Below are 24,921 nucleotides of genomic sequence, written 5' to 3'. Positions count from 1 at the left end.
TCATACTAATAAAATTAGTAATTTAGCTGTGAAACACATTTATCTCGCAATAAATCAAATCTATATGAAAACTTACCCCCTAAAAACGATCATTGCACAAGCCAAAATGCTATCTCCATTTTATAGAGATTTATATAAAAATCTTAAAGACGATGGATTTTGGACATTGAAAGATTTACCTTTAACAAAGCAAAAGCCCTTTTGGCAAGCCAATCAAATAAAAGACAATCAACTCCTTACTGGTAAACTCCACGATGGAATCGTGTTTAAGAGTGGAGGAACCACTGGAGCCCCTAAGTTTTCAGCCTATACTAAAATGGAATGGGAAACCATGACCACTTCTTTTGGTCAGTATTTTGGTTCAAATGGTTTGAAAACAGGCGATAGAGTAGCAAACCTATTTTATGTAGGAGAGTTATACTCTAGTTTTATTTTCTTGAGCGATACTATAGAAAGGTGCCCTGTGGAGGTGACTATTTTTCCCATTTCTGGTGCAGCGCCAGCAGAATTCATTATCAATACCATGAAAGACTTTGATATTAATGTAATTCTTTGTGTTCCTACTACTATCATGGCCTTGGCCGATCATATTAAAGCCAATCATATAGAGGGTATAAAGCTGGACACCATATATTTTGGTGGAGAAACCATGTATGAGGATCAAAGATTTTATTTGAAGGAAGTTTTTCCAGGAGTAGAGATTCGTTCTGTTGGCTATGCTAGTGTAGATGCTGGCTTATTAGGTTTTGCTGATGATAGCTGTGCCTTTAATGAACACCGTCAATTTGATGATTATAATATTATCGAGATTATTGATGAGGACACTGGGCAGCCTATTGATGAAGTTGGGAAACATGGTAAAGTTTATAGTACTAATCTTAGTCGTTTGCTCATGCCTATTATCAGATATCCAGTTGGTGATAATGGCTTTTGGGTGGAAGAAAAGGGTAGTGTAAACAGAAAGTATAAAATTCTAGGACGTTCAGAAGAAGGAGCGAGAATAGGCCCTGTCACTTTTTATGTGGAGGATTTTCAGCATATCTTAAGTCAATTCGAAAGTGAGTTCTCTGTTTCTAATTCGCAAATGCTAATAGAACATTTCGATCACAAAGATTGCTTGACGCTAAAAATAGCCGTTCATGAAAAACCTAATGATATTCACCTGATGAATGAGGCTATCATACAAATGGTTTACAAGGAACGTCATATGTTTGAAGAGGAAATTGCTAAGAGAAAAATACAACCTATCAAGATAGAGTGGCTGGATTCAGATCAATTAGAAATCAATAAGCGAACTGGGAAGCTCATCCAGATTATTGACAAGCGATTCAAGTAGTATAAAGCATTAAAACCAAAACAGATGAGTGAAAATAATAAAGAATTAAAAGTGCCAGATCATTCTGCCTTATCAAAAGTGCAAGACTTATGCGATATTCCTCAACCTTATTTGCAGTCTGAGGAAATGGATACTCTGTTCCTAGATGCTATGAAACAAAGTGTAGAATGGCATAAAAGTAGAAATCCTTTCTATGACAAATTATTAAAATTAAATCAGATTCAATCTGAGGATTTAAAGAATCTTGAGGATTTACAAAAGCTTCCCTATATCCATGCTAATTTCTTTAAAACGCATGAAGTACCAACGGTTTCTAAAGAAGATGTTGCCATAACATTAACCTCCTCAGGGACCACTGGACAAAAAAGTCAGATGTTTTTCGATGATTGGTCCATCAATTCTGGACGGAGGATGGTAGATTTCGTTTATGATTATTATGGTTGGAATACTCCTGAAACTAAAACCAATTATATAGTTTCCAATTATGAGCCAGAACCAGATTCTACTCGTGGAACCACAAATACAAGTAAATTCTTAACCCATTATGCTCCTGCTAATGATATGTTTTATTTGCTTCGTTCCAATGGGCGAGGAGGTCATGAATTTGATGCCTTTGGAGCCATTGAAAAATTAAAGAAGTACGAGAAAGAAGGATTACCTGTTAGAGTGGTCGGATTTCCATCTTTCTTTTATTTTGTGATTAAGCAAATGATGGATTTAGGAATGCCTCCTCTAAAACTCAATCCAAAGTCATTGGTTTTTACCGCCGGTGGATGGAAAGGATATGCCGACCAGCAAATATCTAAAGCTGATTTTGCAGCATTAGTAGAACAGCAATTAGGAATTCCTGAGAGTCAATGCCGCGATGGATATGGTTCTGTTGAGCACTCAGTGCCTTATATCGAATGCCCAAAGCATCATCTGCATGTTCCAATATGGTCAAGAGCCTTTATTAGGGATACTAAAACGCATGAGGTTATCGGTTATAATAAACCTGGGTTTTTATGTTTCGTGACTCCTTATATCACATCTGTGCCTGCCATTAGTGTAATGATGGGTGATTTAGCTATGTTGCATCCAAGTGATGAATGTAGCTGTGGTATTGAAACTCCTTTTATTGAAATACTCGGTAGAGCAGGTGTTTCAAAGAATAAAAGTTGTGCAGTATCAGCATCAGAGTTATTAAAAAAGGAAAGTGTTTAATTCAAGAGGAAAAACAATGAAAAAAGAACATTTATATAGAGGAGAATGGATTTCTGAATCAGAATTAGCCACTTCATTGAATAGATTAGAGGAGGTCATATCTCAAGATTTATCTATTAAATTTAATCCACTAGTATTATTAAAAGCAGCAGAAAAAGTAAAATCAGATATTGAAAAGGAAGTGCCTCAAGAATGGATGGCTTCCTTAATGCTGTCTGGTCAGACTGAACAAGCTGCTCAGCAAACCATATCCGTGATTGCAAATTTCTTTAATCAAGACGATTTAAAGAAGAAATATATCAGAGAATTAGGAAGTTTAGAACCGTTTATTCCAAAGCGTTTTGATTTTAAGACCAACGTGTTCGAAGCTTGGGCTCCTCTGGGTGCTCTTGTTCATATTGTTCCAGGAAATGCTGCCACCGTTGCACCACTTAGTGTATTGGAAGGCCTAATGTCCGGAAATATAAATCTCTTGAAAAACTCCAGCAAAAATGGGAATTTCCCTCAATTGGTTTTAAAAGCATTAGTGGATGCTGATGGAACAGGACATCTTAAATCATTTGTTTATGCTTTTCAAATCTCATCAAAAGAGGAGGTGCTTTTAGGGAAATTATATCAAGTTGCCAACGGAATTGCAGCTTGGGGAGGAGAAGAGTCTGTTGCTGCTGTTAAGAAAATGGCTGCTCCATCTGTTAGAATTATTGATTGGGGGCATAAGATTAGTTTTAGTTATGTGGCGAAAAGTAAAAAAGATGATAGACCAAGTTTAGAGGCCATTGCTTATGATATCTGTGTGATTGAACAGCAAGCCTGCTCCAGTCCACAGTGTTTGTATTTAGATACTGATGATCAAACAGAACTGGATGAATTTGCCAATCATTTTTCTGAGATTTTAGAACAGGTTTCCAATACTTTTCCGCAAAAGAATCCAAGCATACAAGAGAGTGCTGAAATTTCTGGAATTACTCAAGTCGCTCGTACTTCTGAAGCTCTAGGTGAATCAAAAGTGATAGAATCAAATGATCATATTTGGAGAATTATTGTTGATTATAAATCCTCATTACGTCCCTCTCCTTTATACCGTACTATTTGGGTGAAACCTTTGTCCTCGAATAAAATAGTTTCTGTTCTAGAACCATTTAGAACCTATTTGCAATCGGCTGGATTGGCATGTCAGAGAGAAGAATTGTATGACTTGTCTACCAAATTGTTTCAAGCTGGAGTAACAAGAGTCATGCCTCCAGGTAAGATGCTCAATGGATATGCAGGGCAGCCACATGATGGAGTGTATGCCTTACAAAGATATTCCCGAAGAATAAGCTTAATGGCAGAGGAATTAACAAAGGATATTAGTGACTTTTCTGAATTAAAAACTCAAGATGTATTGCCTTTTTCAACAAATACAGCTGTGACTACCAAAGAGGATTATTTAGCCCATCATATTTCAGAAGAAAATGCTCAATTATTTTTCAAAAGTGGTGGTACTACAGGTAAGCCTAAAAAGGCAGTTTACACCTATGATGATTATCATGTGCAAATGAAAGCAGGTGCTGAAGCCTTGTTTTCGGCGGGCTTAAATCCTGAAACGGATAGATGTGCCAATCTGTTTTATTCAGGGCATATGTACGGTGGATTCATTAGCTTTTGGAGTATTTTGGAATTTCTCCAAGCCAAGCAATTTCCTATCACCGCTATCCCCGATTTTGATCAATTAACCGAAAGTATAATAGATAATAAAATTGATACCCTTTTGGGAATGCCGTTTTACTTATCGCAGCTGTTTGAGCATTCTTTTGAAGAACTGAAAGCTTATGGAGGTTTGGAAAAAATATTCTATGGAGGCGAACATTGGCCCGAAGAGCAATGTATAAAGTATCAGAAAGCTTTCGGAATAGAAATGTTTAAATCCGCTGTCTATGGTAGTAATGATGCTGGACCTTTGGGCTATGCTTGTTCTCATACGCAAGGAAGTGTGCATCACTTGCTCACCCAGACTCAATATTTAGAAATACTCGAATTAGATAGTTTAAAACCTGTTGAAAAAGGGGAGGTAGGAAGATTGATTTTTACTTCCAAATACAGAAAAGGACAGAACCTTAATAGATACGAAATTGGCGATTTGGGTAGGTGGATTGAAGGAGATTGTCCTTGTGGAAGAAAAGCACCTCGCTTTGAATTATTAGGTCGTTTTGGCGATATTTTCAAGATGGGACCACTATTTAATTATAATGAATTTGTGGCGGTTTTGGAGAAGGAGTTTCATTATGCTGGACAATTGCAACTTGTTCTTGATGTTGCAGATGATGGCCCTCAATCCATATTGATGAGGATAGAACAGAAATATAAATTGAAAGAAACTGATGTTCTAAATGCTATTAGAAGGGCATTTCCAACCATTGATGTAGTGAATGAGAATCAAGTTCTGATAGATTTAAAAGTTGATTTTATTGACGAAGAGCAATTTGAGCAAGTGTCCACCACTGGAAAATTAAAAAGGATTATTGATAAAAGAACTTTGTAATCATGTTGAGGGAAGTGAAAATACATATTCCAAATGCTGTAGAGAGTATTTCTATTAGTTCTGCCTCCATAAAAGAGTATGCGCACCTTGTTGGTTTTAGGAGGAGGGATGCTAATAAAATTACCCAAATCACGGAGGAGGTTTTGAAACAAATCATAAAGTGTTTTTATTTGGAAGAACAAGTGGACGAGATCATTGTGCACTTGGAGCACATTACAGAAGGTTTGAGAATTACAATCAACGATCATGGTATTCCAATGGATGTCGAGAAGATTCAATCTTGTGATGATCATGATCAACAAGGTTTTGGTATGGTCAGGAAAATGCTTCATCAATATATGAATGTGGTGAGTTTTGAGGCGAAAGGGTTTGCTGGGAATGAAACCATCTTTGAAAAGCATTTGAAACCAAAGAAGCAAATTTCAGAAACCGATGAACATTCTATTCTCCAAGAAGAATTAGAACATGAAACCCATAAGGATATTTCTGTTCGTTTATTAGACAAGGAAGAATCCAATGCCATCTCAAAGCTCGCATACATTGCCTACCATTACAGCTATCCATATGAATTAATCTACATTCCTAAGAAGGTACAGAAGGAAATAGAACGTAAACACATGTTTTCAGCAGTTGGTATCCTTGGAGATGATAATAAAATCATTTCACATACAGCTTTGGTCTTGTCTGACTCTAGTTCTAAAACTGCTGAAATAGGTATTGCTTTCACCGACCCTATGTATCGCGGTTATGGTTGTATGCAAAAGCTATGGACTTATTTAATTGATGATGTTGCAGCTAGCATGAAATTGTTTGGTGTTTTTGCTATGGCGGTTTGTTCTCATCCTTATTCACAAAAGGCTTGTCATAAGATGCAATTATTAGATACTGCTTTATTGGTTTCAAGGGCTCCAGTTTTAGGTTTTGAAAGCATAGAGGTGGAGGAAAAGCAAAGAGAAAGTTTAATGATTGCGTTTCGAGTTCTGAACCAACCTGAAAAGGTGACTTTCTATGTTCCAAAGCATCATAAGAAAATGGTTCTGGCTATTTCGAAGCAATTGGGATTGAATGCTGTTATTGCTAAACATCCTCTTTTTTCTTTTGATAGCAATCATACCTATTCTAACTTGGAGGTTTCTAATGATGATGTATTTAAAGTTTCAAATATTGTGCTTAATCATATAGGTAGAGATATAAAGCAGGTATTTGAAGAGAACCTACAAAAATTAAAAAACGCTCGATATGAATCTATTTATCTATTCTTAGATTTGGCAGATTATCATACTGAAAAATATACCTCTTATTTTGAAAGTAAAGGATTTTTCTTCGCAGGAATCATGCATAAAGAAAATAGGATGAATTTGGTTTTACAATATTTAAATAATCAGGATTATCATTTTGCTAGTTTACAAATTGCTTCTGATTTTGGTCAGGTGTTGGCAAATTATGTAGAGGCTGAATATGAAAAGAATAGAATTTAGAAATTTTTTAGTCTTAGTTAATAAAATAGAAAGCTGAATATGAAAAATTACCGCTAAATATTAAAATCTATTTAAAGAATTAGCGTGAATAATTATGATATGAAAATGTCATAAGCTGCTTTTGCTTGATGAAATAACCATTTTTCTCCTGAGATAAGTGTAAATTCTTTTTCTTTTTGGAAAGGGATAAATTGAGAATTTGGATAAATAGCATCCAAGATGATATGATGGTTTTGTAGATGTGAAGTTTGAATTAAGCTGAAAGGACTCGGAACAGTATTTATTATGAGATGAAACTCTTCAATATTGATGTTTTCTTTGGAATTCATTGAAAAATCTTCAGCAAGACTTTTGGCTTTAGAGTAGGTGCGATTAAGGATAGTAGTATTTACATCAATAGAATTCATGGCAAAGGCTGCTGCTCTAGCTGCACCACCTGCACCAATGATTAAACAATTTTGAATTTCTGAGACAGCGATTACTTCCTTAATGGAATTCAAAATCCCAAGATAATCAGTATTGTCTCCATACCATTGCATCTCTTTTTTGAACACGGTATTTACGGCTCCTATGCTTTTTGCCGAATCCGATAATTCATTAAGAAATGGAATGATGTTTAGTTTAAACGGAGCAGTTACATTAAAGCCATCATAAAGATGCTGTAGCTCCTTTAATTCTTCAATTTGCTCTAGCTCAATTTTCTCGTAAACTCCATTTATCCCATTCTCCTCAAAGAATTCTTTAAACAAAACAGGACTTTTTGAATGAGCGATTGGATTTCCTAAAACGGCTAATTTTATTGATTTCCCTCCTCTATAATTCATATAGGCCTTTTGAAAACCATCATAATCTAATTGACCTTTAGCAGTTGATTTACTTAAATCATAAGCTGTAAAAGTAAAGGCTCCTCCATTTAGAATACTTTTTATTCTACTTTCAGTTGCTAATTCACCCATGCCAAGACAAATGATATTTTGATGAGAATTCTGAGTCTTAATTAGTGTATCAATATCATCTGGACTATGAAGCAGTGTGGCAATCTTTATTAAATCGGCTTTAGAGGATGCCATTTTAGAAATCCTCTCATCTAGTATTTTTGGAGATGGAGTCTCATTATAATTATGGTAAGAGAGAATGAGTTGACAAGATGATTGAGAAAGAGGAGCATAAAGAGAAGGGAGCAATGTTCCATCATGTTCAAGATCGATGTCAATATAACTATAGTTTGATTCTATGGCCTTTAAATAGGCTTCTAATTGAATATCATCAGAAAAATTTCCGCCACGACACGTGAAAATTAGTGCATTATCTGTACTGCTTTTAATGGGTTCGATATCATCAATTCTTAGTTGACTCAAGTCGAATCGTAATTCTCCCAAACTTTTGATTTTCTCAACAACATCTATAGCTGCACTCAAATCATCTGTAAAAAAGCTTTCACAAACTCTTCCATCTAAACTTCTGTTCCTCATGCTGCAAATCTAGATACTTTTTGCTTTCCATTCCTCATTTTCTCGTATCCATAATTCCTTTATTCCTAAACGTCGAATCAGTTCTAAGGTATTTTGATATCCAAGGTCAATATCTGACAACTTGTGAACATCTGCATTCATCTGGAATTTTATATTTTTATTCTTGAGGATGTTCAAAAAGGAGAGGTGTGGGTAAGTAGTAGGTTGTTGTGATAATTTCAGTCCTTTAGTATTGATTTCAACAATCACATCTGATTGCTCCAATGTATTTGCAAAATCTTCCAATAGGTCTCCATACCATTTTTTGGATAAAATTGTGGGGTCATTTTTTAAGGCGTGGCTGATTATTTTATCTGGATGACCAATTACATCAGGAGCATCGTTTAGAATCATTTTTGTACTCAATTCAAAATAATGTTCCATAGCAGCTCTCAAATTATTATCGTAATGTTTGGCTAAACCATCAAGAAATTTTGAGTATGGGCCATCCATTTCAAATAATTCAGATATTGGGCCTTTGCCTATAAAGTGAATACTTCCCACTGTATAATCTAATAAATGTGCATAGGAGGAAGGACCTTGAACCTCATCAATAAAATCCACTTCAAGGCTTTTAAAGATTTCAATTCGACTGTTGTATTTTTCTTTAAGGCGATCTACTTCTTTCAAATATCCTTCGAGCATTTCAGCCTTCATATTCCAAACGCTTCCCCCAGGAATAGGAGCATGGGAGCTGAATCCATAAGATTGGTATCCTTTATCAATACAGGCGATAATATAATCTTCTAATTGATGAGCGCCATCACAATACTTGGAGTGGCTATGGTAATTATATGGAAAAGGAGAAGTCATATTTATCATATTTTAGAAGTAAAAAGGATTTGCTTAACTTTGACCGAAAATACGAAAAATGGAAGAACAGATTATAAAAAATGGAAAGTTACAGTGGGAGCCTGGAACTATGGTTTATCCCATTCCTGCTGTAATGCTGAGTTGTGGTGATCACAAGGATAATTATAATATCATTACCATCGCTTGGACCGGGACTTTGAATACCAACCCTCCCATGTTATATGCTTCCATTAGGAAGAATAGACATTCACATGAAATAGTTTCTAGAACTAAAGAATTTGTAATCAACTTAACCAATAAAGATTTGGCTTTTCAAACAGATTGGTGTGGTGTTAAAAGTGGAAAAGACTATGATAAATTTAAATCCATGAAGCTGACCCCTAGAAAAGGAGAAAAAGTAAATGCACCTATTATAGTGGAGTCTCCTGTAAATATTGAATGTAAGGTCACTGAAATAAGAGAACTGGGTACCCATGATATGTTTGTAGCTGAAGTAGTCAATATACAGGCAGATGAGAAATATTTAGATAAAAGAAGTGGCAGTTTTGAGCTATTCAGAGCAAATCCACTCGTCTACTCTCATGGCCATTATTATGAACTAGGCGATCATCTTGGTAAATTTGGTTTCTCGGTGATGAGCGAAAAGGCTAAAAAGAAACAGCCTCAGGTGAACTATAATAGGCGAAAATAATTATTAGCACAAATAATTGGTAGAATAGGTAGTATTGTGCAAAAGGCTTCAAGGTCGAAGTTTTTGCAGGTTTTAAATTCGGGAGTTTACAATAGTAAATGACTGGATTTGAAAGCAAAAAAGACGAAGAGATTGGCGCTTTTTGCAAATACTAAGAAAGCCTCCTCTAAAACGAATTAGAGGAGGCTTTTATATATTTAGAAATAAGTATTATTTCTTCTTCATTTGTTTAGGATCTAAACCTCTTTGTTTGGCCATATCTTCCATCTTTTGTTGGAATTTAGACTTCTTAACAGGCTTTTTCTTATTGGCTTGTAATTGTGCATGTATTTTATCCTCATTAATGGTCATTCTAATTAAGTACATTTGGAGGAAGGTGAACATATTAGCTAAGAAATAGTAATAACTCAAACCAGATGCATAGCTGTTAAACATTCCTAAGAACATAATAGGCATCATATACATCATGGTTTTCATACCTGGCATTTGATTAGAGCCAGTCCCCATCATATCATTATTTACTTTGGTGTAAATCAAAGTAGATATAGTCATTAATAATGTAAATAGACTTACGTGATCACCATAGAATGGGATTTCGAAGGGGAGATCTAAAATACTATCATAAGAAGATAAATCGTGAGCCCAAAGGAAAGATTTCTGTCTTAACTCAATAGAGGAAGGGAAGAAACGGAAAATTGCAAATAAGATAGGCATTTGCAATAGCATAGGAACACAACCCGCTAGAGGATTTACCCCCGCTTTTTTGTAAAGATCCATGGTGGCCTGTTGTTTCTTGACCGCATCTTTGTCTTTAAACTTCTCGTTTATCTCATCTATCTCTGGTTTTAAGACTCTCATCTTTGCAGAGGAGGTATAGGTTTTGTATGCGATTGGGAATAGTACCAGTTTCAATAAAAGCGTAAGAACTAAAATGACGATTCCATAATTCCATCCCCAGTGACCTAACCAGTCGAATACATTAATTACAATGTATTCATTAATCCATGCCAATAAGAAGAAACTCCATCCAATTGGGATTTGCTTTTCAAGTTCAAGGTCAAATGACTTTAATCTCTTAAACTCATTGGGACCCATATAAATCTGCATACCAAAATCCATATCCCTAGTATTACTCACCGGAATACCAAGAACAGTAGACATGGTCATTTCATATTTAGGATCGTTTGATGGCATATAATACTGATTGATCTCGCCATTCATGAAAGCCTTGTCAGCAATAATACTAAGACTAAAGAATCGTTGTTTAAAACTGACCCACTTTACCTTACTGGCTAATTTTTCTGCTTCTTCTTCATTGTCAGAAAGCCAATCTACATCATCCTGAAAGTATTTATAATAAATAGCAGAACCATTAAAGCGGTCTACAATTTTTTCTTGATTTCTAACATTGGCACTCCAGTTGAAGTCTATATATCCACTTCTACTATCCACCAAAGTTTCCATGTTCTTCATTCTTACATTGAAGGAATACATGTATTTGTTTCCATAGATGGTATAAGCATACTCAATATATTGGTGTTGATTATATCCTTGATTGGCATCGGGAAATAAGCGCATACTTATAGTTACACTATCGTCACCAGAAACTTCAACTTTTTGTCCTTGGTAAGGTCTGCCATCAATAAATGCTTGAAAATTATGATCTTGAGTGTGTATTAGACGATTGGCAGCAGAAAACACAAATCCAAATGTGGCAGTATCGCCTTTGAATAGAACTAAAGGAAGGCTGTCGTTGGTTTGATAATTTATTAACTCAGCTTGTCTCACTCTACCTCCCAATGACTGGAAGTCGAGTTTCATCACTTCATTTTCTACATTGATGATTTGATTCTCCCCAACTGAGGAATTAGCAAAAGCCCCAAATTTCTGTTGTAATTGCTCTTGAACTACACCATTATCAATTACTTGAGTATCCTCAAGTTGAGTAGGATTAATTTGGTTTTCCTGATTATACTGTACTCGATTTATAGAGTCCTGATAGCGAAGTTCAGTTTTAACTAAAGCTATAGAATCCATTCTGTTTTGATAGGCTAGTTTTTCTTCTTCTGATGGAGCGTTCCACCAAGAAAAGCCAAAAAAGATGGCAAATATTAATACTAAACCTATGATTGAATTTCTATCCATGTTGCATTTTCATTTTAGGGTGCAAATGTACGTTTTTCTATTTGATTGACATAACGTAAAAATGTTAGGGATTTAAGCAAAAAAATAGCCGAAAGAATTATGATTACTTCCGGCTATATTGATGATATGTGTTAAGACAATTACTTACGAGTCGTATTCTCTAATGATTGTGCATGACGAGTTCTGATATTTTTTTGTGTTTGAGATTTTATGTTTAATGTTTCTGGAGTTTCATGTTTTTTCTTGAAATCTCTGTTTGAAATAATACCTGATTTTTTTAAATCACTTTCTACCAATATTCCTTGGTTCAAAGTCCATGGGAAATTAAACTCTTTTCCTTGTTCCCAATAGGCATCCGTATTAGTGCCTACTATACTTGCATACACATTGGAATTATTTAGGGCGTCGTAATATCCAAAGTAGTATTCATATCCATCGTTTGGAATATTTACATCTTCGTCGAATTGGTATTCAGTGTCATAATTAATACTCCAATTGTTTAAATCATGTGCTCCATAATTCTGTGCACTTAAGAAGAAGAAGTCTTCACTGATATTTAAATAAAAGACTGGGGAGTCTTCATTGCTGAGATTTATTGTTTCTTGCCAAGTTAAAGTAAGACCCAATTGTTGGAAGTTTACTGTTTCACCTTTAGTTTCGGCTTGATAGGTTATTGCTCCCGGATTTGATGGGAATATATAATTAATTCTATCTAAAACTGGAATTTGAAGCCATTCGAAACCTGGAACTTTTATATCAATAATAGTATAAGTTGGATTAAAGAAGCTTACTGAATATACCCCAACTTCCATATCTACCTCAACACTGGCATCTCCACCGTTTGAGGTAATGTTCACCACACCAGAATATAAATCATTCGACAATCCAGATCTGTCAGCAATCACCCAAACTCTATCTTCTTGTCCTGGGGAAAGGTTTCCAGAGTTTTGAGAAAAGCTCATCCAGCTTGATGAGGTAGTCAAATTATATTCTAACATACCTTCGCCATCATTGCTAATGGTAATGTAATCTCTATCAGAATTAGCTGCTATTTTTATATAGTCTATATCCCACCAAAGAGCTGGTGGATCTGGATAGGGATTTAATATGGTTACTTCTACAAAACTACTTCCACCATTACTTTGTATGTTTATGGAACCAGTATGCAAACCATAATCTAACCCTGAAGTTTCTGCATTTACTTGTATTTTTGCCAATTGATTAAATCCAATGCTGCCAGATGATGGGCTAACGCTCAAGAAATCGTCGTTTGTTGATACTTGGTAATCCATGGTAGCATTTCCCATATTTGTGATTCCAAAGAATTGAATAGTTTCATTCTTTTTAAAAATGATTTCTTGACTATCTGTATATAATTGAGCTGGTCTGTCATCTTTTCTACATGAAGCAAAAAGAAGAACAAATACGCTGCTTAAAATGATAAAAGATATGATTCGAGTTTTCATGAGCTTTTTTTTCTGATGATTATGTTAATAGACTAACCAATATCGTACCAAAGTTTTAAAAACAGAAGGATATTATTTCTAATGACTTGAAATTATTCTTCTAGTTGCTTTGTTTGCATTATAAAAGAGGCATAAAAAAACCGTCCCTAAAATAGAGACGGTTTATTATTTAGATAAAAACTCTAAGAATTATTTCTTCTTCAAATTTTTAATTTCATCTTCGAATTTGCTGATGATTTTTTTAGCTTCTGATTTTAAGTTTTTCAACTCTTTTTCAGCTTCTTTACGAGCTTTCTTTGCCACTTTCTTCGCTTCTTTTTCAACAACATCAAACTCAGCACTAACAGCATTACCAATATTTTTGGCACTACCTTTTAGAGCTTCTTTTGTAGCGTCAGCATCCCAAGCACCTTGCTTAATGTTAGCATGAGCAGCAGCTAAACGAGCGATTGGTACACGGAAAGGAGAACAAGAAACATAACCGAATCCTAAAGTATTACAGAACTCAACAGAACTTGGCTCTCCACCATGCTCTCCACAAATACCAATCTTGATATTTGGACGAGTTTTTCTACCTTTTTCAACAGCAATCTTCATTAGGCTACCAACACCTGTTTGGTCAATAACTTGGAATGGATCTGCATCAAGAATTCCTTTGTCAAGATAAACAGGTAAGAATTTACCAGCATCATCTCTTGAATAACCAAAAGTCATCTGAGTTAAGTCATTAGTTCCGAAAGAGAAGAATTCTGCAGTTTCAGCAATTTCGTCAGCAGTTAAAGCAGCTCTAGGAATTTCAATCATAGTTCCAACTAAATAATCGATTCTATCATTTCTTTCTTCGAATACTTTTTCAGCAATAGATCTCACAATCTCTTCTTGCATCTTCAATTCAGCTTTAGTACCGATAAGAGGAATCATAATTTCTGGTTTAGCAGTAATTCCTTTAGCTTTTAGGTTTAAAGCAGCTTCGATGATAGCACGAGTTTGCATTTCTGTAATTTCAGGATAGGTATTTCCTAATCGACAACCACGGTGACCTAACATGGGGTTGAATTCGTGAAGATCTTCAACTTTTTGTTTGATATCTTCAACAGTAAGTCCCATTTCGTCAGCCATCTCTTTTTGGTTTTCTTCCTCGTGAGGAATAAACTCATGCAATGGTGGGTCGAGTAAACGAACAGTTACAGGAAGATCGTGCATCGCTTGGAAAATACCTTCGAAATCTTCTCTTTGAAGTGGTAATAATTTAGCAAGAGCTTCTCTTCTACCTGCTTCATCTTCTGAAAGAATCATCTCACGCATAGCTTTAATCTTATCACCTTCGAAGAACATATGTTCTGTACGGCAAAGACCAATTCCTTGTGCACCAAAGTCACGAGCTACTTTAGAGTCGTTAGGAGTTTCTGCATTAGTTCTAACTAACATTACAGAATGTTTGTCAGCTAATTTCATTAACTCACCAAAATCACCACTCAACTCAGGCTTGATAGTAGCAATTTTTCCTTCTAAGATTTCACCTGTTGTTCCGTTTAATGACAACCAGTCTCCTTCCTTGAAAACTTTACCATCAACAGTCATAGTTCTCTTCTTATAGTCGATACGAAGACTACCAGCGCCAGAAACACAACATTTACCCATACCACGAGCAACAACAGCAGCGTGAGATGTCATACCACCACGAGCAGTTAAAATACCATTGGCAACATTCATTCCTTCAAGATCTTCAGGAGAAGTTTCAATTCTAACTAAAACAGCGTTTTCATATTTTTCACATTCGTCAGCAAAGAAAACAATCTGTCCAGTAGAAGCGCCAGGAGAAGCTGGTAAACCTTTGGTAACAACAGTTCCGCTAGCAAGAGCATCTTTGTCAAATACAGGGTGAAGTAACTCATCTAATTTGTTAGCTTCAACTTCTAATAAAGCTTCTTTTTCAGAAATCATACCTTCTTTAAGCTTGTCCATGGCAATTTTAACCATAGCTGCACCAGTACGTTTTCCATTTCTTGTTTGTAGCATCCAAAGTTTACCATCTTGTACGGTGAACTCAAGATCCTGCATGTCTTTATAATGTTGTTCTAGTTTGTTTTGCAACTCATCTAGTTCCTTATAAATTACAGGCATTGCTTCTTCTAATGAAGGGAAGTTAGCAGCTCTGTCTTCTTCAGAAACACTAGCAAGAACAGCCCATCTCATTGAACCTTCTTTTGTAATTTGCTGAGGAGTACGGATACCAGCAACAACATCTTCACCTTGAGCATCAATTAAGTACTCGCCGTTGAAAAGGTTTTCACCTGTACCAGCATCTCTTGTAAAGGCAACACCAGTAGCTGAATTAGCACCCATGTTACCAAATACCATGGCCTGAACGTTAACAGCAGTTCCCCATTCAGCAGGAATATCATTTAATTTTCTATAGTAGATAGCTCTTTTTGTCATCCAGCTATCAAAAACAGCCATTACAGAACCCCATAGTTGTTCCCATGGATCATCTGGAAAATCTTGACCAGTTTGAGCTTTAACGGCAGCTTTGAAACGCTTAACCATTTCTCTCAAATCGTCAACGCTTAAGTCTTTATCGTCTTCAACGCCTTTTTCTTCCTTAATAGCTTCAATAATTTCTTCGAAAGGATCGATGTCTTCTTTAGATTCAGGTTTCATTCCCATAACTACGTCACCGTACATTTGTACGAAACGACGGTAAGAATCCCAAGCAAAACGATCGTTTCCAGATTTTTTTGCGATACCTTCAACAGCAGCATCGTTCAAACCTAGGTTTAAAACTGTATCCATCATTCCTGGCATAGAAGCACGAGCTCCAGAACGAACTGAAAGTAAACATGGGTTTTCTTTGTCACCAAATTTTGTACCCATCATTTCTTCTACTGCTTTAACAGCAGTCTCAACTTCTTCTTTGATTAGACTAACTACGTAATCACGACCTTTGTCGTTATAAAGGGTACAAACTTCGGTAGTAATAGTGAAACCAGGAGGAACTGGAACACCAATTAAATTCATTTCGCAAAGGTTAGCACCTTTACCACCTAATAGGTTTTTCATGGTAGCATCACCATCGGCTTTTTTATCTCCCCAGAGATAAACGTTTTTTTGATTTTTTTCTTTACCCATTATTATGTATTTTAAAATATATAAATTTCGTTTTTAGGACTGCAAATTTACAAAATTTATGCTTTCATTTGCGTTAAAATTTCATAAGGCAAATGATATTTTCGATTACTGAATTTCAAACGATTGCGGTGGTTTTTTGTGTTCTTATTTCATTTCTTTTTGATTCTATTGTTATCATTACTAATAAACACCACTACTTGTTCTATTGGTGGATGAAAAAAACACCGAATTTCATGTTTAGAGAGAAGGAAATAGTCAGTTGATTTGTGTGTTTAAGCCAAGAAATATTGTTCGGTGAACTTTTTTAAGCATATTGTTTTATTGGTTTATTCATATTTATGTGTTGAAAAGTAGCAATCTTTGAATTGTTCTATGAGTTGATTATTTGTATCTTGATGTACTTTTAAAAACCATTTCTATGATAACGAATATTAATGTTTTAGCCATATTTTTAATCGTTTTAATTACGATTTTGATCGTCTATTTGCTATTTCAATATAGGAAAATCAAGCAACTTCAAGAGGAGAAAGATCAAATCTTAAAAAGTGTAAATTCTACTAAAATGGAATTTTGGTCTTCCATTTCTCATGAGATTAGAACTCCAATGAATGGTATTTTGGGTTTAGTAGATTTATTGAAGAAAACAAAACTAGATAAAGAACAGGATGAATATTTGGTGGATCTTAATACCAGTGGAAGTAACCTATTAACAGCAGTTAATTCTCTTCTTGATAGAGCTCGTTTGGCTTCAGATACCATAGACTTGGATGAAGTACCATTTAATATTAATGATATTGTACACGGTGTTGCAGAGTATGTTCAACCGGAGATTAAAGAGAAAGAGATTGAATTGGTTGTTTATCTTGAACCTGGGATTCCTGAATTGATGTTGGGGGATCCTGTTAGACTTAAAGAGATTCTACTGAATTTTGTAAGGAATGCTGTAAACTATACTGTAAAAGGTGAAATAGTTATCTATGTGGAAACAGAATCGAGTCAACTAGATACGGTGACTTTAAAGTTTAGAGTAGAAGATACTGGTATGGGAATGAGTCCTGTTAAGCAAGAAGCGCTTTATAATACGGTAACCAAAATAGACAAAAAGCGATTCCTCGATTATAATGGCCCTGGATTAAGTTTGGCAGTTTCTAAGCGAATGAGTGAACTGATGGGTGGTGAAATGGGATTCAAGAGTGAGGAGGGTAAGGGAAGTAATTTTTGGTTTACTGCCCTATTTGTGAAAACCACAAACAAGATGGCTTTTAGTCATAGTAATTCTGGAATTACTTTTAGCGGATTGAAAGCCATAGTTATTGAAAAACATGAAATTAGCAGAAAGATACTCAAAGAATACCTACAAACCTTAAGTATAGAAGTCTTAGCTTTTACAAGTACTGGTGAGGTTATTGAGTATATGGAGAATAATAAGATTAGTGATGTTTTTGATTTGATATTACTAGAAAGACATTTTCAGGAAGTTACAGATAGGATGGAGATTAGAAGGTTGAAAGGAATGAGACCCTTAAATAGAGCTGAAATTATTTTAATATCAGCCTCAGCAAACCTTTATCATAAAGAAACTTTGCGTGAGGCAGGCTATTCAGGTTATCTAAACAAACCAATTGTCTTGTCGCATCTGGCCAATGAAATTGGAGCTGTTATTCCTGCAAAGTATAAGAAAGATATACTAATCACATCAAAGGGTTCAAAGGATTCTAAACTGAGGATTCTATTAGTTGAAGATAACCTGATAAATGAAAAAGTAGCTAAAGTCAGTTTAGACCGAATAGGTCATGAGGTAGAAGTAGCACGAGAAGGTAAAACAGCCATAGCTAAATATAGAGTTAAGGATTATGATCTCATTCTTCTCGATATTAAGATGCCGGGTATGGATGGTTTCGAAGTTGCAACGGAGATTAGGAACATCGAGAAAAACAATCCAAAGAAATCGGAAGTTAGAATTATTGCATTAACAGCTGAAGATTTTGAGGGTATAAAGACTAAATGTTATAAAGTTGGAATGAATGGTATGCTGCGTAAACCATTTAATTTTGCTGAGCTGTCTAATATTTTGAAGCAATAACTTAAAGCTTGCCTTGCTCTATTAACTGAACAATATATTCTAACTCTTTATCTCGTCCTTCTGGGTCGTAACGATCTTTTAAATTGAAGCCAAATAATCTGGCAGAACTTTGGTAGAATGTGGCCTTAAAACCTCCTCTCATATCTTTTACCAATTCATAACCCGATGTGTTAGTTTCTCTATCAATGAGTTTTAATAAGATTTCGCCTTGCATATAGGTGAGTTGCTTCAATTCATTTTCAAACTCCTCTTTTAATTCTTGCTCGGCTCGACGCATAATCTTTTTTCGATCTCGTTTCTTATCTGTTTTTTCGAGTATGGCTTCGTATTCTCTCATTTTTATTCCAGCTACTTTTGCATAAGGATATACCTTTTTTACATATCGAACGACTCTACTATATCGTTTAGCATTTCTTTTACTATCGAAAACCAATGGAGCTTTGACTTCAACTTCATTCAGAAACTCCACGTATATGGTATCTCCATTTTCAATATATGCAGGAATAACTCCATTTGTTTGAGAAAACAAATGAGAGTATCCAATGCTGAGAACGATAATAATGATAGCTCGAATCATAATTATTATTAATTGAAAACAAAACTAATCAAATTTTATACCATAAAAAAAGCTGCTTTCGTGTTAAAAGCAGCTTTTTGATAGTGTAAAATGATTTTTAGGCCACTTTATGTTTACTTATTCCATTTTCATTCAGCATGTCTTCAGCATACTTTTTTGTGATTTTAAGTTTGCTTTTGTCTTTTGAAGATGGAGCTTCAAACATGGCCTCTGTCATTATTGCTTCAATAATAGAACGCAAACCACGAGCTCCAATTTTGAACTCAATGGCTTTGTCAACTATATATTCTATAGCATCTTGGGCAAAACTAAGTTCAATGTCATCCATCTCAAAAAGTTTACCGAACTGTTTAGTCAAGGCATTTTTGGGTTCAGTAAGAATTCTTTTCAGTGCATCTTTATCCAAAGGATTTAAATAAGTAAGTATTGGCATTCTTCCAATAATTTCAGGAATAAGACCAAACTTCTTTAAATCTGTTGGAGAAACGTACTGTAAAAGGTTTTTCATATCAATTTGCTCTTTCCCTTTTTTAGCACCGTAGCCCAGCATATTGGTCCTTAATCGAGAGCCAATATGACGTTCGATTCCATTGAAGGCACCTCCGGCAATAAATAAGATGTTTCGAGTGTTGATTTTTACCATTTTCTGCTCAGGGTGTTTACGACCACCTTGTGGAGGAACGTTCACATCTGTTCCTTCGAGTAATTTTAGCAAGGCTTGTTGAACTCCTTCGCCAGATACATCTCTAGTGATAGAAGGGTTATCACTCTTGCGAGCAATTTTGTCCAACTCATCAATAAAGATGATGCCTTTTTCGGTAGAAGCTACATCGTAATCAGCGGCTTGTAGTAATTTTGATAGGATGCTTTCTACATCTTCTCCAACATAACCAGCTTCAGTTAATACTGTTGCATCAACAATGGCAAATGGAACTTTAAGGATTTTGGCAATAGTTCTAGCTAAAAGTGTTTTTCCTGTTCCTGTTTCGCCTACCAGCACGATGTTTGATTTTTCAATCTCAACATCTTTGTACTTCTTGCTTTCGGGCTGACCTATTCTCTTATAGTGATTATAAACCGCTACCGAAAGGATTTTCTTTGCTTCGTCCTGACCAATGACATATTCATCAAGAAACCCTTTGATTTCTTTAGGAGTAGGTATTTCTTCAGTAGGAATACCATTGTGGTCTCCTTTTACTTCCTCCTTAACTATAATATGTGCCTGTTCAACACAACTATCGCAAATATGACCTGAGAATCCAGCAATAAGAATACTAGTTTCTTCTTTTGGTCTTCCACAGAATGAGCACTTCTCTTCTGTTTTTTCTTTCTTTCCCATAATAAAAACTACCTTCCCAAAATTTCATCAATCATACCATATTCCTTGGCTTCCGCTGAAGTTAGCCAGTAATCTCGGTCGCCATCTTTTTCTATTTTCTTAATGGTTTGACCGCTATGACTGCTGATGATTTGGTAAAGTTCTTTCTTAAGTTTCAGGATTTCTTTAGCTGTGATTTCTATATCGCTAGCTTGTCCTTGTGCACCACCCATTGGCTGATGAATAAGAACTCTACTATGCTTTAAGGCTGTTCTCTTGCCTTTTTCACCTGCACATAATAGTACAGCTCCCATACTAGCAGCCATGCCTGTACAGATAGTAGCTACTTGAGGTTGGATATATTGCATGGTATCATAAATACCTAATCCAGCATAAACTGATCCCCCAGGGGTGTTTAAGTATATCTGTATATCTTTTTCAGCATCGGCACTTTCTAGAAATAGAAGTTGAGCTTGAATAATATTAGATACATAATCGTCAATAGGGACACCTAAAAAGATGATTCTATCCATCATTAACCTGGAAAAAACATCCATTTGGGCAACATTTAATTGGCGCTCCTCAATAATAGTAGGAGAGATATAATTCTGAACCATTGAAGTATAGCGATCCATGGTTAGGCTGCTAATACCCATATGGCCAGTGGCATATTTTCTAAATTCGTTTGGATTCATTCTCGTTGGTTTTTATGCCTGAGGAACTTCACTAGCTTTTTTAATGAAGTCTTCAAGAGGCATGGTTTCTATATCTAAAGATAATGATTCTTTAAATAGATTCAAAATTTTATTGTCGTAAAGTTGATCGTAGATTTTCTTTACTTCATCTTGATTTTTCAAGACATTATCAACAATACCATTCAATGAGCTTTCGAAAGCTTCGTTTTGTTCCATTCCGCCAAAATATTGACCACTAATGAAACCTCTAACATGATTTCTTATTTCCTCCTCACTAACCTGTAGATTATTGTCTGTAATGAGTTTGTTCTGAAGGATTTGCCATTTCAAAGAATTAGCATAGCTGTCATACTGAACTTCTAATTGTTCTGCAGTAAGCTCACCTTCGTTGTTTTCTAAAATCCAACGCTTCATGAACTCATCTGGTAATTTCATGCCAGCTTTTTCTATCAAAACATCCACAGCTTTTCCCATGAATAGTTTGTCACTTTCACCTGCAAATTGCTTTGAAGCATCTTCTTTAATGCGGTTTCTTAAATCTTCTTCAGTTTTAAGCTCTGCACTAGGATATGCTTTTTTAAATAATTCCTCGTTAAGTTCAGCAGGAGTAATATTAACTATTTCTTTTATTTCAACTTCAAATTCTGCTTTTAAATCTTCAACCATTAATTTAGCAACTTTAAGCATAGCTGCAACCTTGTTGGCATCTTTAAGAGCTCTCATGGGGTCTAACTTTACTGTTTCGCCAACAGCTTTTCCAACTAATAATTTAGTGATGGTTTTAAGTTTAATATCTTCTACAGCAAATGTAGCATCTTCAGAAGCTATTCCGCCTTCTATTGCATTTCCTTCTTCATCTAATTGTTTAAATGAAGCTGTAATTTTACTGTTTTCCTCTACATTTTCTGGATGAGTTTGTTCGCCAAAACGCTCGCGAATATCTGTCATATAATCATCCACCATGTTATCTGCTACCTCAATTTCACTGTACCCAACATGTATGTCTTTGTTTAACTCTAAATTGATTTCAGGAGAAAAACCAATATCAAAATGAAAAACAAAATCTTTTTGAGTATCAAAATTGATTTCGTCCTTTTGGTCAACACTTGGAAGGGGTTGTCCTAAAATATTTAGTTTGTTCTCAGTAATGTAATTGTTCAATGATTCGCCCAACATTTTGTTAACCTCATCTGCCAAAACTGATTTGCCATACATTTTATTCACAACGCCAAAAGGAACTTTTCCGGCTCTAAACCCAGGGATATTGGCTTTTTTTCTTAAGTCACCTAATGCTTTTTTTACGTTCTCTGCGTAGTCAAGCTCTGCAATTTCTACTTTAAGAACTGCTGTCAAATCTCCTGTGTTTTCTCTTGAGATATTCATGAATTTTCTTTTTATAAGTGTTTTATTTTCTTCAAATTAATTCAAAACAATACCTTCTTTATTTATTGTTTTGAAAGAGATCAAAGTCTCATCGATTTTTAGGGCTGCAAATATATAAAAAAAATCAATGTGGTATTGATGAAATTCGGTGTGTTTGACCTACTTAGCTAATTCTTTTTTTTATTCAGTAGGATTTAATGAGTTGTGAACATTTATTTATCATTTTTCGGATTTTTTTTTATCTTTATGAATGAAAAATTTAGATACTTTTGCCGCCGAAATAGTTCTTATCATAGAAAAAATGCCATGCTAAATAGAAGACATATCAGAATCAAGGTACTACAAGCCCTTTATGCTGCCATTCAATCTGACCAAACCGATGTATATAATGGACAAAAAAAACTAATGAGTAAGTTTGATAAATTATATGACTTGGCCATTTATCAAATGAGTTTTATGCTTGAAGTTAGAGACTTTTCTGAAAACCGTCTAGAAGAAGCCAAAAAGAAACATTTTCCTACAGAGGAGAATAAAAACCCAAACACTAGGTTTATTAATAATCCTGTTTTACTCCAGATTCGCGATAATGCAGATTTTAATCGCAGAGTTGATAATTTGGCCGTGAACTGGTCAACTGAGCCCGAAATGATTAGAAAAGTATTTATGAATCTTTTGGAAACTGAGTTTTATAACGATTATCTTCAGCTCAAAGATTCGAATTATAAGCAGGACAAAGAATTTGTTATTCGCTTTTTTGAAGAAGTAGTATTACCCCACGAAAGTCTTCATTCTTTATTTGCGGAGAAAAATTTGGATTGGACTGATGATTATAATTTAGCTGCAGAAGTGGTGATGATGATTATATCTAATTACAAACAAGGTTGGACTGAAGAAAGAAGACTTCCTCCCTTGTTTAAAGATGATAAAGAGGAGGGTAGAAGTCAAGATAGATCTTTCGCAAGAGATTTGTATAAGGAAGTTTTGGACAAGCAATTTGAGTATGATGAGTTGATTAAACCAAATATTAAAAACTGGGAAATTGAAAGATTAGCAACTATTGATAAAATTCTGATAAAGATGGCTTTAGCTGAGATACTTGAAATGCCAACTATCCCAATTAAAGTTTCTATGAATGAATACATTGACCTGAGTAAATACTTTAGTACCCCAAAGAGTAAAGTGTTTATCAATGGAATTTTAGATCACCTTATTGCTGAACTAAAAGAGCAAGGTAAAATTAAAAAGATAGGTAGAGGTTTAGTAAATTAAACTCTTTTCATAAATAAAAAAATGCCATCACTTTAATTAGTGATGGCATTTTTTTATGAGTAAAATTATACTAATCCTTGTAGATAGGCATCTTTACAATCTGAGCCTTTACTAAGTTTTTTCTAACTCTAATGTAAATTTCGCTACCAAATTTTGCATGAGCAGTAGCAATATATCCCATACCAATTCCTTTTTTCATCATTGGAGATTGAGTGCCAGAAGTTACTTCACCAATTACATTACCTTCTGCATCACAAATTTCGTAATGCTGTCGTGGAATACCTTTTTCTAACATTTCGAATCCACGTAATCTTCTGGTTACGCCATCGTCTTTCTGCTTTTGCATATAGTCACGATCGATGAAATCTTTGCCTTCAACAAATTTTGTAATCCAACCTAAACCTGCTTCAATAGGAGAAGTAGTATCGTTAATATCGTTTCCATAAAGACAGAATCCTTTTTCTAAACGTAGGGTGTCTCTAGCACCTAGACCAATTGGTTTGATACCATAATCTTCTCCGGCTTCAAAAATGGCTTTCCATAACTGGTCGGCATCTTTATTTGGAATATAGATTTCGCATCCACCAGAACCAGTATAACCGGTAGTGGATAAAATGACATTTGGAATGCCAGCAAACTCTATAACTTGGAAAGTATAGTATTCCATATCTACGATATTTACAGAAGTTAATTTCTGCATAGCCTCTAAAGCTTTAGGACCTTGAACCGCTAACTGCGCAATATTATCAGATGCATTTGTGATGTCTTTTCCAGCTTCTAAGCCCATGAGCTCTGCTTGTTTGGTACACCATTCCCAATCTTTGTCAATATTGGCAGCGTTAACCACTAATAAATATTTTTCAGCTTCAAAACGGTAAACCAAAAGGTCATCTACGATTCCGCCTTTTCCATTAGGAAAGCAACTATATTGGACTTTACCATCTTCTAAAGCAGCTACGTTATTCGACGTTATCTTTTGTAAATAATCAAGAGCTTTAGGTCCGTAAACCCAAAATTCTCCCATATGTGATACATCAAAAACACCAACAGAATTTCTCACTGTTTCGTGCTCAGTATTTAGCCCTTCGTATTGAATAGGCATTTTATAGCCTGCAAACTCCACCATTTTGGCGCCTAAACTCTCGTGGATGTGGGTGAAAGCTGTATTTCTCATTTTTAATATTTTTGAGTAGACATTATTTTATGCCGCGAAATTAATGATAATATAATTACAAATTTTCCATTTTGGTAATATTCAGTAAGCATGTCTCTTATTTAAACCAATTATAAAGTTGGATATTTA

At 35.1% G+C, this 24,921-nt stretch carries 17 protein-coding genes; 7 read left to right on the top strand and 10 right to left on the bottom strand.

The annotated features are described in order from the left end of the window. The first annotated feature begins 64 nt into the window (after positions 1-64). From HNS40_RS04005 to HNS40_RS03990, 4 genes are read left to right on the top strand one after another with little or no spacing between them, the layout of a single operon-like run. The gene (locus HNS40_RS04005) at positions 65-1,336 is read left to right on the top strand and encodes a phenylacetate--CoA ligase family protein (protein WP_172277922.1); all 1,272 of its coding nucleotides are present in this window, start codon (positions 65-67) and stop codon (positions 1,334-1,336) included. 24 nt (positions 1,337-1,360) lie between these two features. Next, a complete protein-coding gene (locus tag HNS40_RS04000; RefSeq protein WP_172277920.1) occupies positions 1,361-2,539 on the top strand; it encodes an acyl-protein synthase in 1,179 nt (392 codons plus the stop codon). A gap of 16 nt (positions 2,540-2,555) precedes the next feature. Continuing rightward, entirely contained in the window at positions 2,556-5,060 is a 2,505-nt protein-coding gene (locus tag HNS40_RS03995) for an acyl-CoA reductase (protein ID WP_172277918.1), read from the top strand. 2 nt (positions 5,061-5,062) lie between these two features. Further along, complete coding sequence (locus tag HNS40_RS03990; protein WP_172277916.1) at positions 5,063-6,538, top strand: ATP-binding protein; 1,476 nt, start codon at positions 5,063-5,065, stop codon at positions 6,536-6,538. A 92-nt stretch (positions 6,539-6,630) separates the two neighbouring features. On the opposite strand, the gene HNS40_RS03985 is transcribed toward HNS40_RS03990, so the two are convergent. Both HNS40_RS03985 and HNS40_RS03980 read right to left on the bottom strand, forming a co-directional pair. Then, positions 6,631-8,010, bottom strand: coding sequence for a bifunctional type I 3-dehydroquinate dehydratase/shikimate dehydrogenase (locus HNS40_RS03985; RefSeq protein WP_172277914.1), 1,380 nt, complete (start codon positions 8,008-8,010; stop codon positions 6,631-6,633). Between the two features lie 9 nt (positions 8,011-8,019). After that, positions 8,020-8,862, bottom strand: coding sequence for a histidinol-phosphatase (locus HNS40_RS03980; RefSeq protein WP_172277912.1), 843 nt, complete (start codon positions 8,860-8,862; stop codon positions 8,020-8,022). Positions 8,863-8,920: 58 nt separating this feature from the next. Here HNS40_RS03980 and HNS40_RS03975 point away from each other — a divergent pair, with 58 nt between their 5' ends. Next, positions 8,921-9,553 carry a flavin reductase family protein gene (locus HNS40_RS03975; RefSeq protein ID WP_172277910.1) on the top strand — a complete coding sequence of 211 codons (633 nt, stop codon included), beginning with the start codon at positions 8,921-8,923 and terminating at the stop codon, positions 9,551-9,553. Between the two features lie 210 nt (positions 9,554-9,763). On the opposite strand, the gene yidC is transcribed toward HNS40_RS03975, so the two are convergent. From yidC to ppdK, 3 genes are all read right to left on the bottom strand, one after another. After that, positions 9,764-11,698: a membrane protein insertase YidC gene (gene yidC / locus HNS40_RS03970; RefSeq protein WP_172277908.1), complete on the bottom strand. Its 1,935-nt coding sequence runs from the start codon at positions 11,696-11,698 to the stop codon at positions 9,764-9,766. A 140-nt stretch (positions 11,699-11,838) separates the two neighbouring features. Further along, complete coding sequence (locus HNS40_RS03965; protein ID WP_172277906.1) at positions 11,839-13,164, bottom strand: hypothetical protein; 1,326 nt, start codon at positions 13,162-13,164, stop codon at positions 11,839-11,841. Between the two features lie 189 nt (positions 13,165-13,353). After that, a complete protein-coding gene (gene ppdK, locus HNS40_RS03960) occupies positions 13,354-16,293 on the bottom strand; it encodes a pyruvate, phosphate dikinase (protein ID WP_172277904.1) in 2,940 nt (979 codons plus the stop codon). Between the two features lie 418 nt (positions 16,294-16,711). Here ppdK and HNS40_RS03955 point away from each other — a divergent pair, with 418 nt between their 5' ends. Beyond that, positions 16,712-18,376 carry a response regulator gene (locus tag HNS40_RS03955; RefSeq protein WP_172277901.1) on the top strand — a complete coding sequence of 555 codons (1,665 nt, stop codon included), beginning with the start codon at positions 16,712-16,714 and terminating at the stop codon, positions 18,374-18,376. Between the two features lies 1 nt (position 18,377). Here HNS40_RS03955 and HNS40_RS03950 read toward each other — a convergent pair whose 3' ends face one another. From HNS40_RS03950 to tig, 4 genes are all read right to left on the bottom strand, one after another. After that, positions 18,378-18,953, bottom strand: coding sequence for a DUF4294 domain-containing protein (locus HNS40_RS03950; protein WP_172277899.1), 576 nt, complete (start codon positions 18,951-18,953; stop codon positions 18,378-18,380). Positions 18,954-19,050: 97 nt separating this feature from the next. Next, positions 19,051-20,292 carry an ATP-dependent Clp protease ATP-binding subunit ClpX gene (clpX, locus tag HNS40_RS03945; RefSeq protein ID WP_172277897.1) on the bottom strand — a complete coding sequence of 414 codons (1,242 nt, stop codon included), beginning with the start codon at positions 20,290-20,292 and terminating at the stop codon, positions 19,051-19,053. A gap of 8 nt (positions 20,293-20,300) precedes the next feature. Next, positions 20,301-20,966 carry an ATP-dependent Clp endopeptidase proteolytic subunit ClpP gene (gene clpP / locus HNS40_RS03940; protein WP_172277895.1) on the bottom strand — a complete coding sequence of 222 codons (666 nt, stop codon included), beginning with the start codon at positions 20,964-20,966 and terminating at the stop codon, positions 20,301-20,303. 12 nt (positions 20,967-20,978) lie between these two features. After that, complete coding sequence (gene tig / locus HNS40_RS03935) at positions 20,979-22,349, bottom strand: trigger factor (protein WP_172277893.1); 1,371 nt, start codon at positions 22,347-22,349, stop codon at positions 20,979-20,981. A gap of 306 nt (positions 22,350-22,655) precedes the next feature. On the opposite strand from tig, the gene nusB reads away from it, so the two are divergent. Then, positions 22,656-23,618 (top strand): transcription antitermination factor NusB, encoded by a 963-nt coding sequence (nusB, locus tag HNS40_RS03930; protein ID WP_172277891.1) that lies wholly within the window; start codon positions 22,656-22,658, stop codon positions 23,616-23,618. 70 nt (positions 23,619-23,688) lie between these two features. Here the strand turns inward: nusB and gcvT are convergent, their stop codons facing one another. Next, a complete protein-coding gene (gene gcvT / locus HNS40_RS03925) occupies positions 23,689-24,792 on the bottom strand; it encodes a glycine cleavage system aminomethyltransferase GcvT (RefSeq protein WP_172277889.1) in 1,104 nt (367 codons plus the stop codon). Positions 24,793-24,921: the final 129 nt, after the last annotated feature.

It is taken from the genome of Lentimicrobium sp. S6, from assembly GCF_013166635.1.
Classification (GTDB): Bacteria; Bacteroidota; Bacteroidia; order Bacteroidales; family UBA12170; genus UBA12170.
The sequence above is the reverse complement of the archived record's forward strand: the minus strand, read 5'-3'. Positions and strand labels throughout refer to the sequence as shown.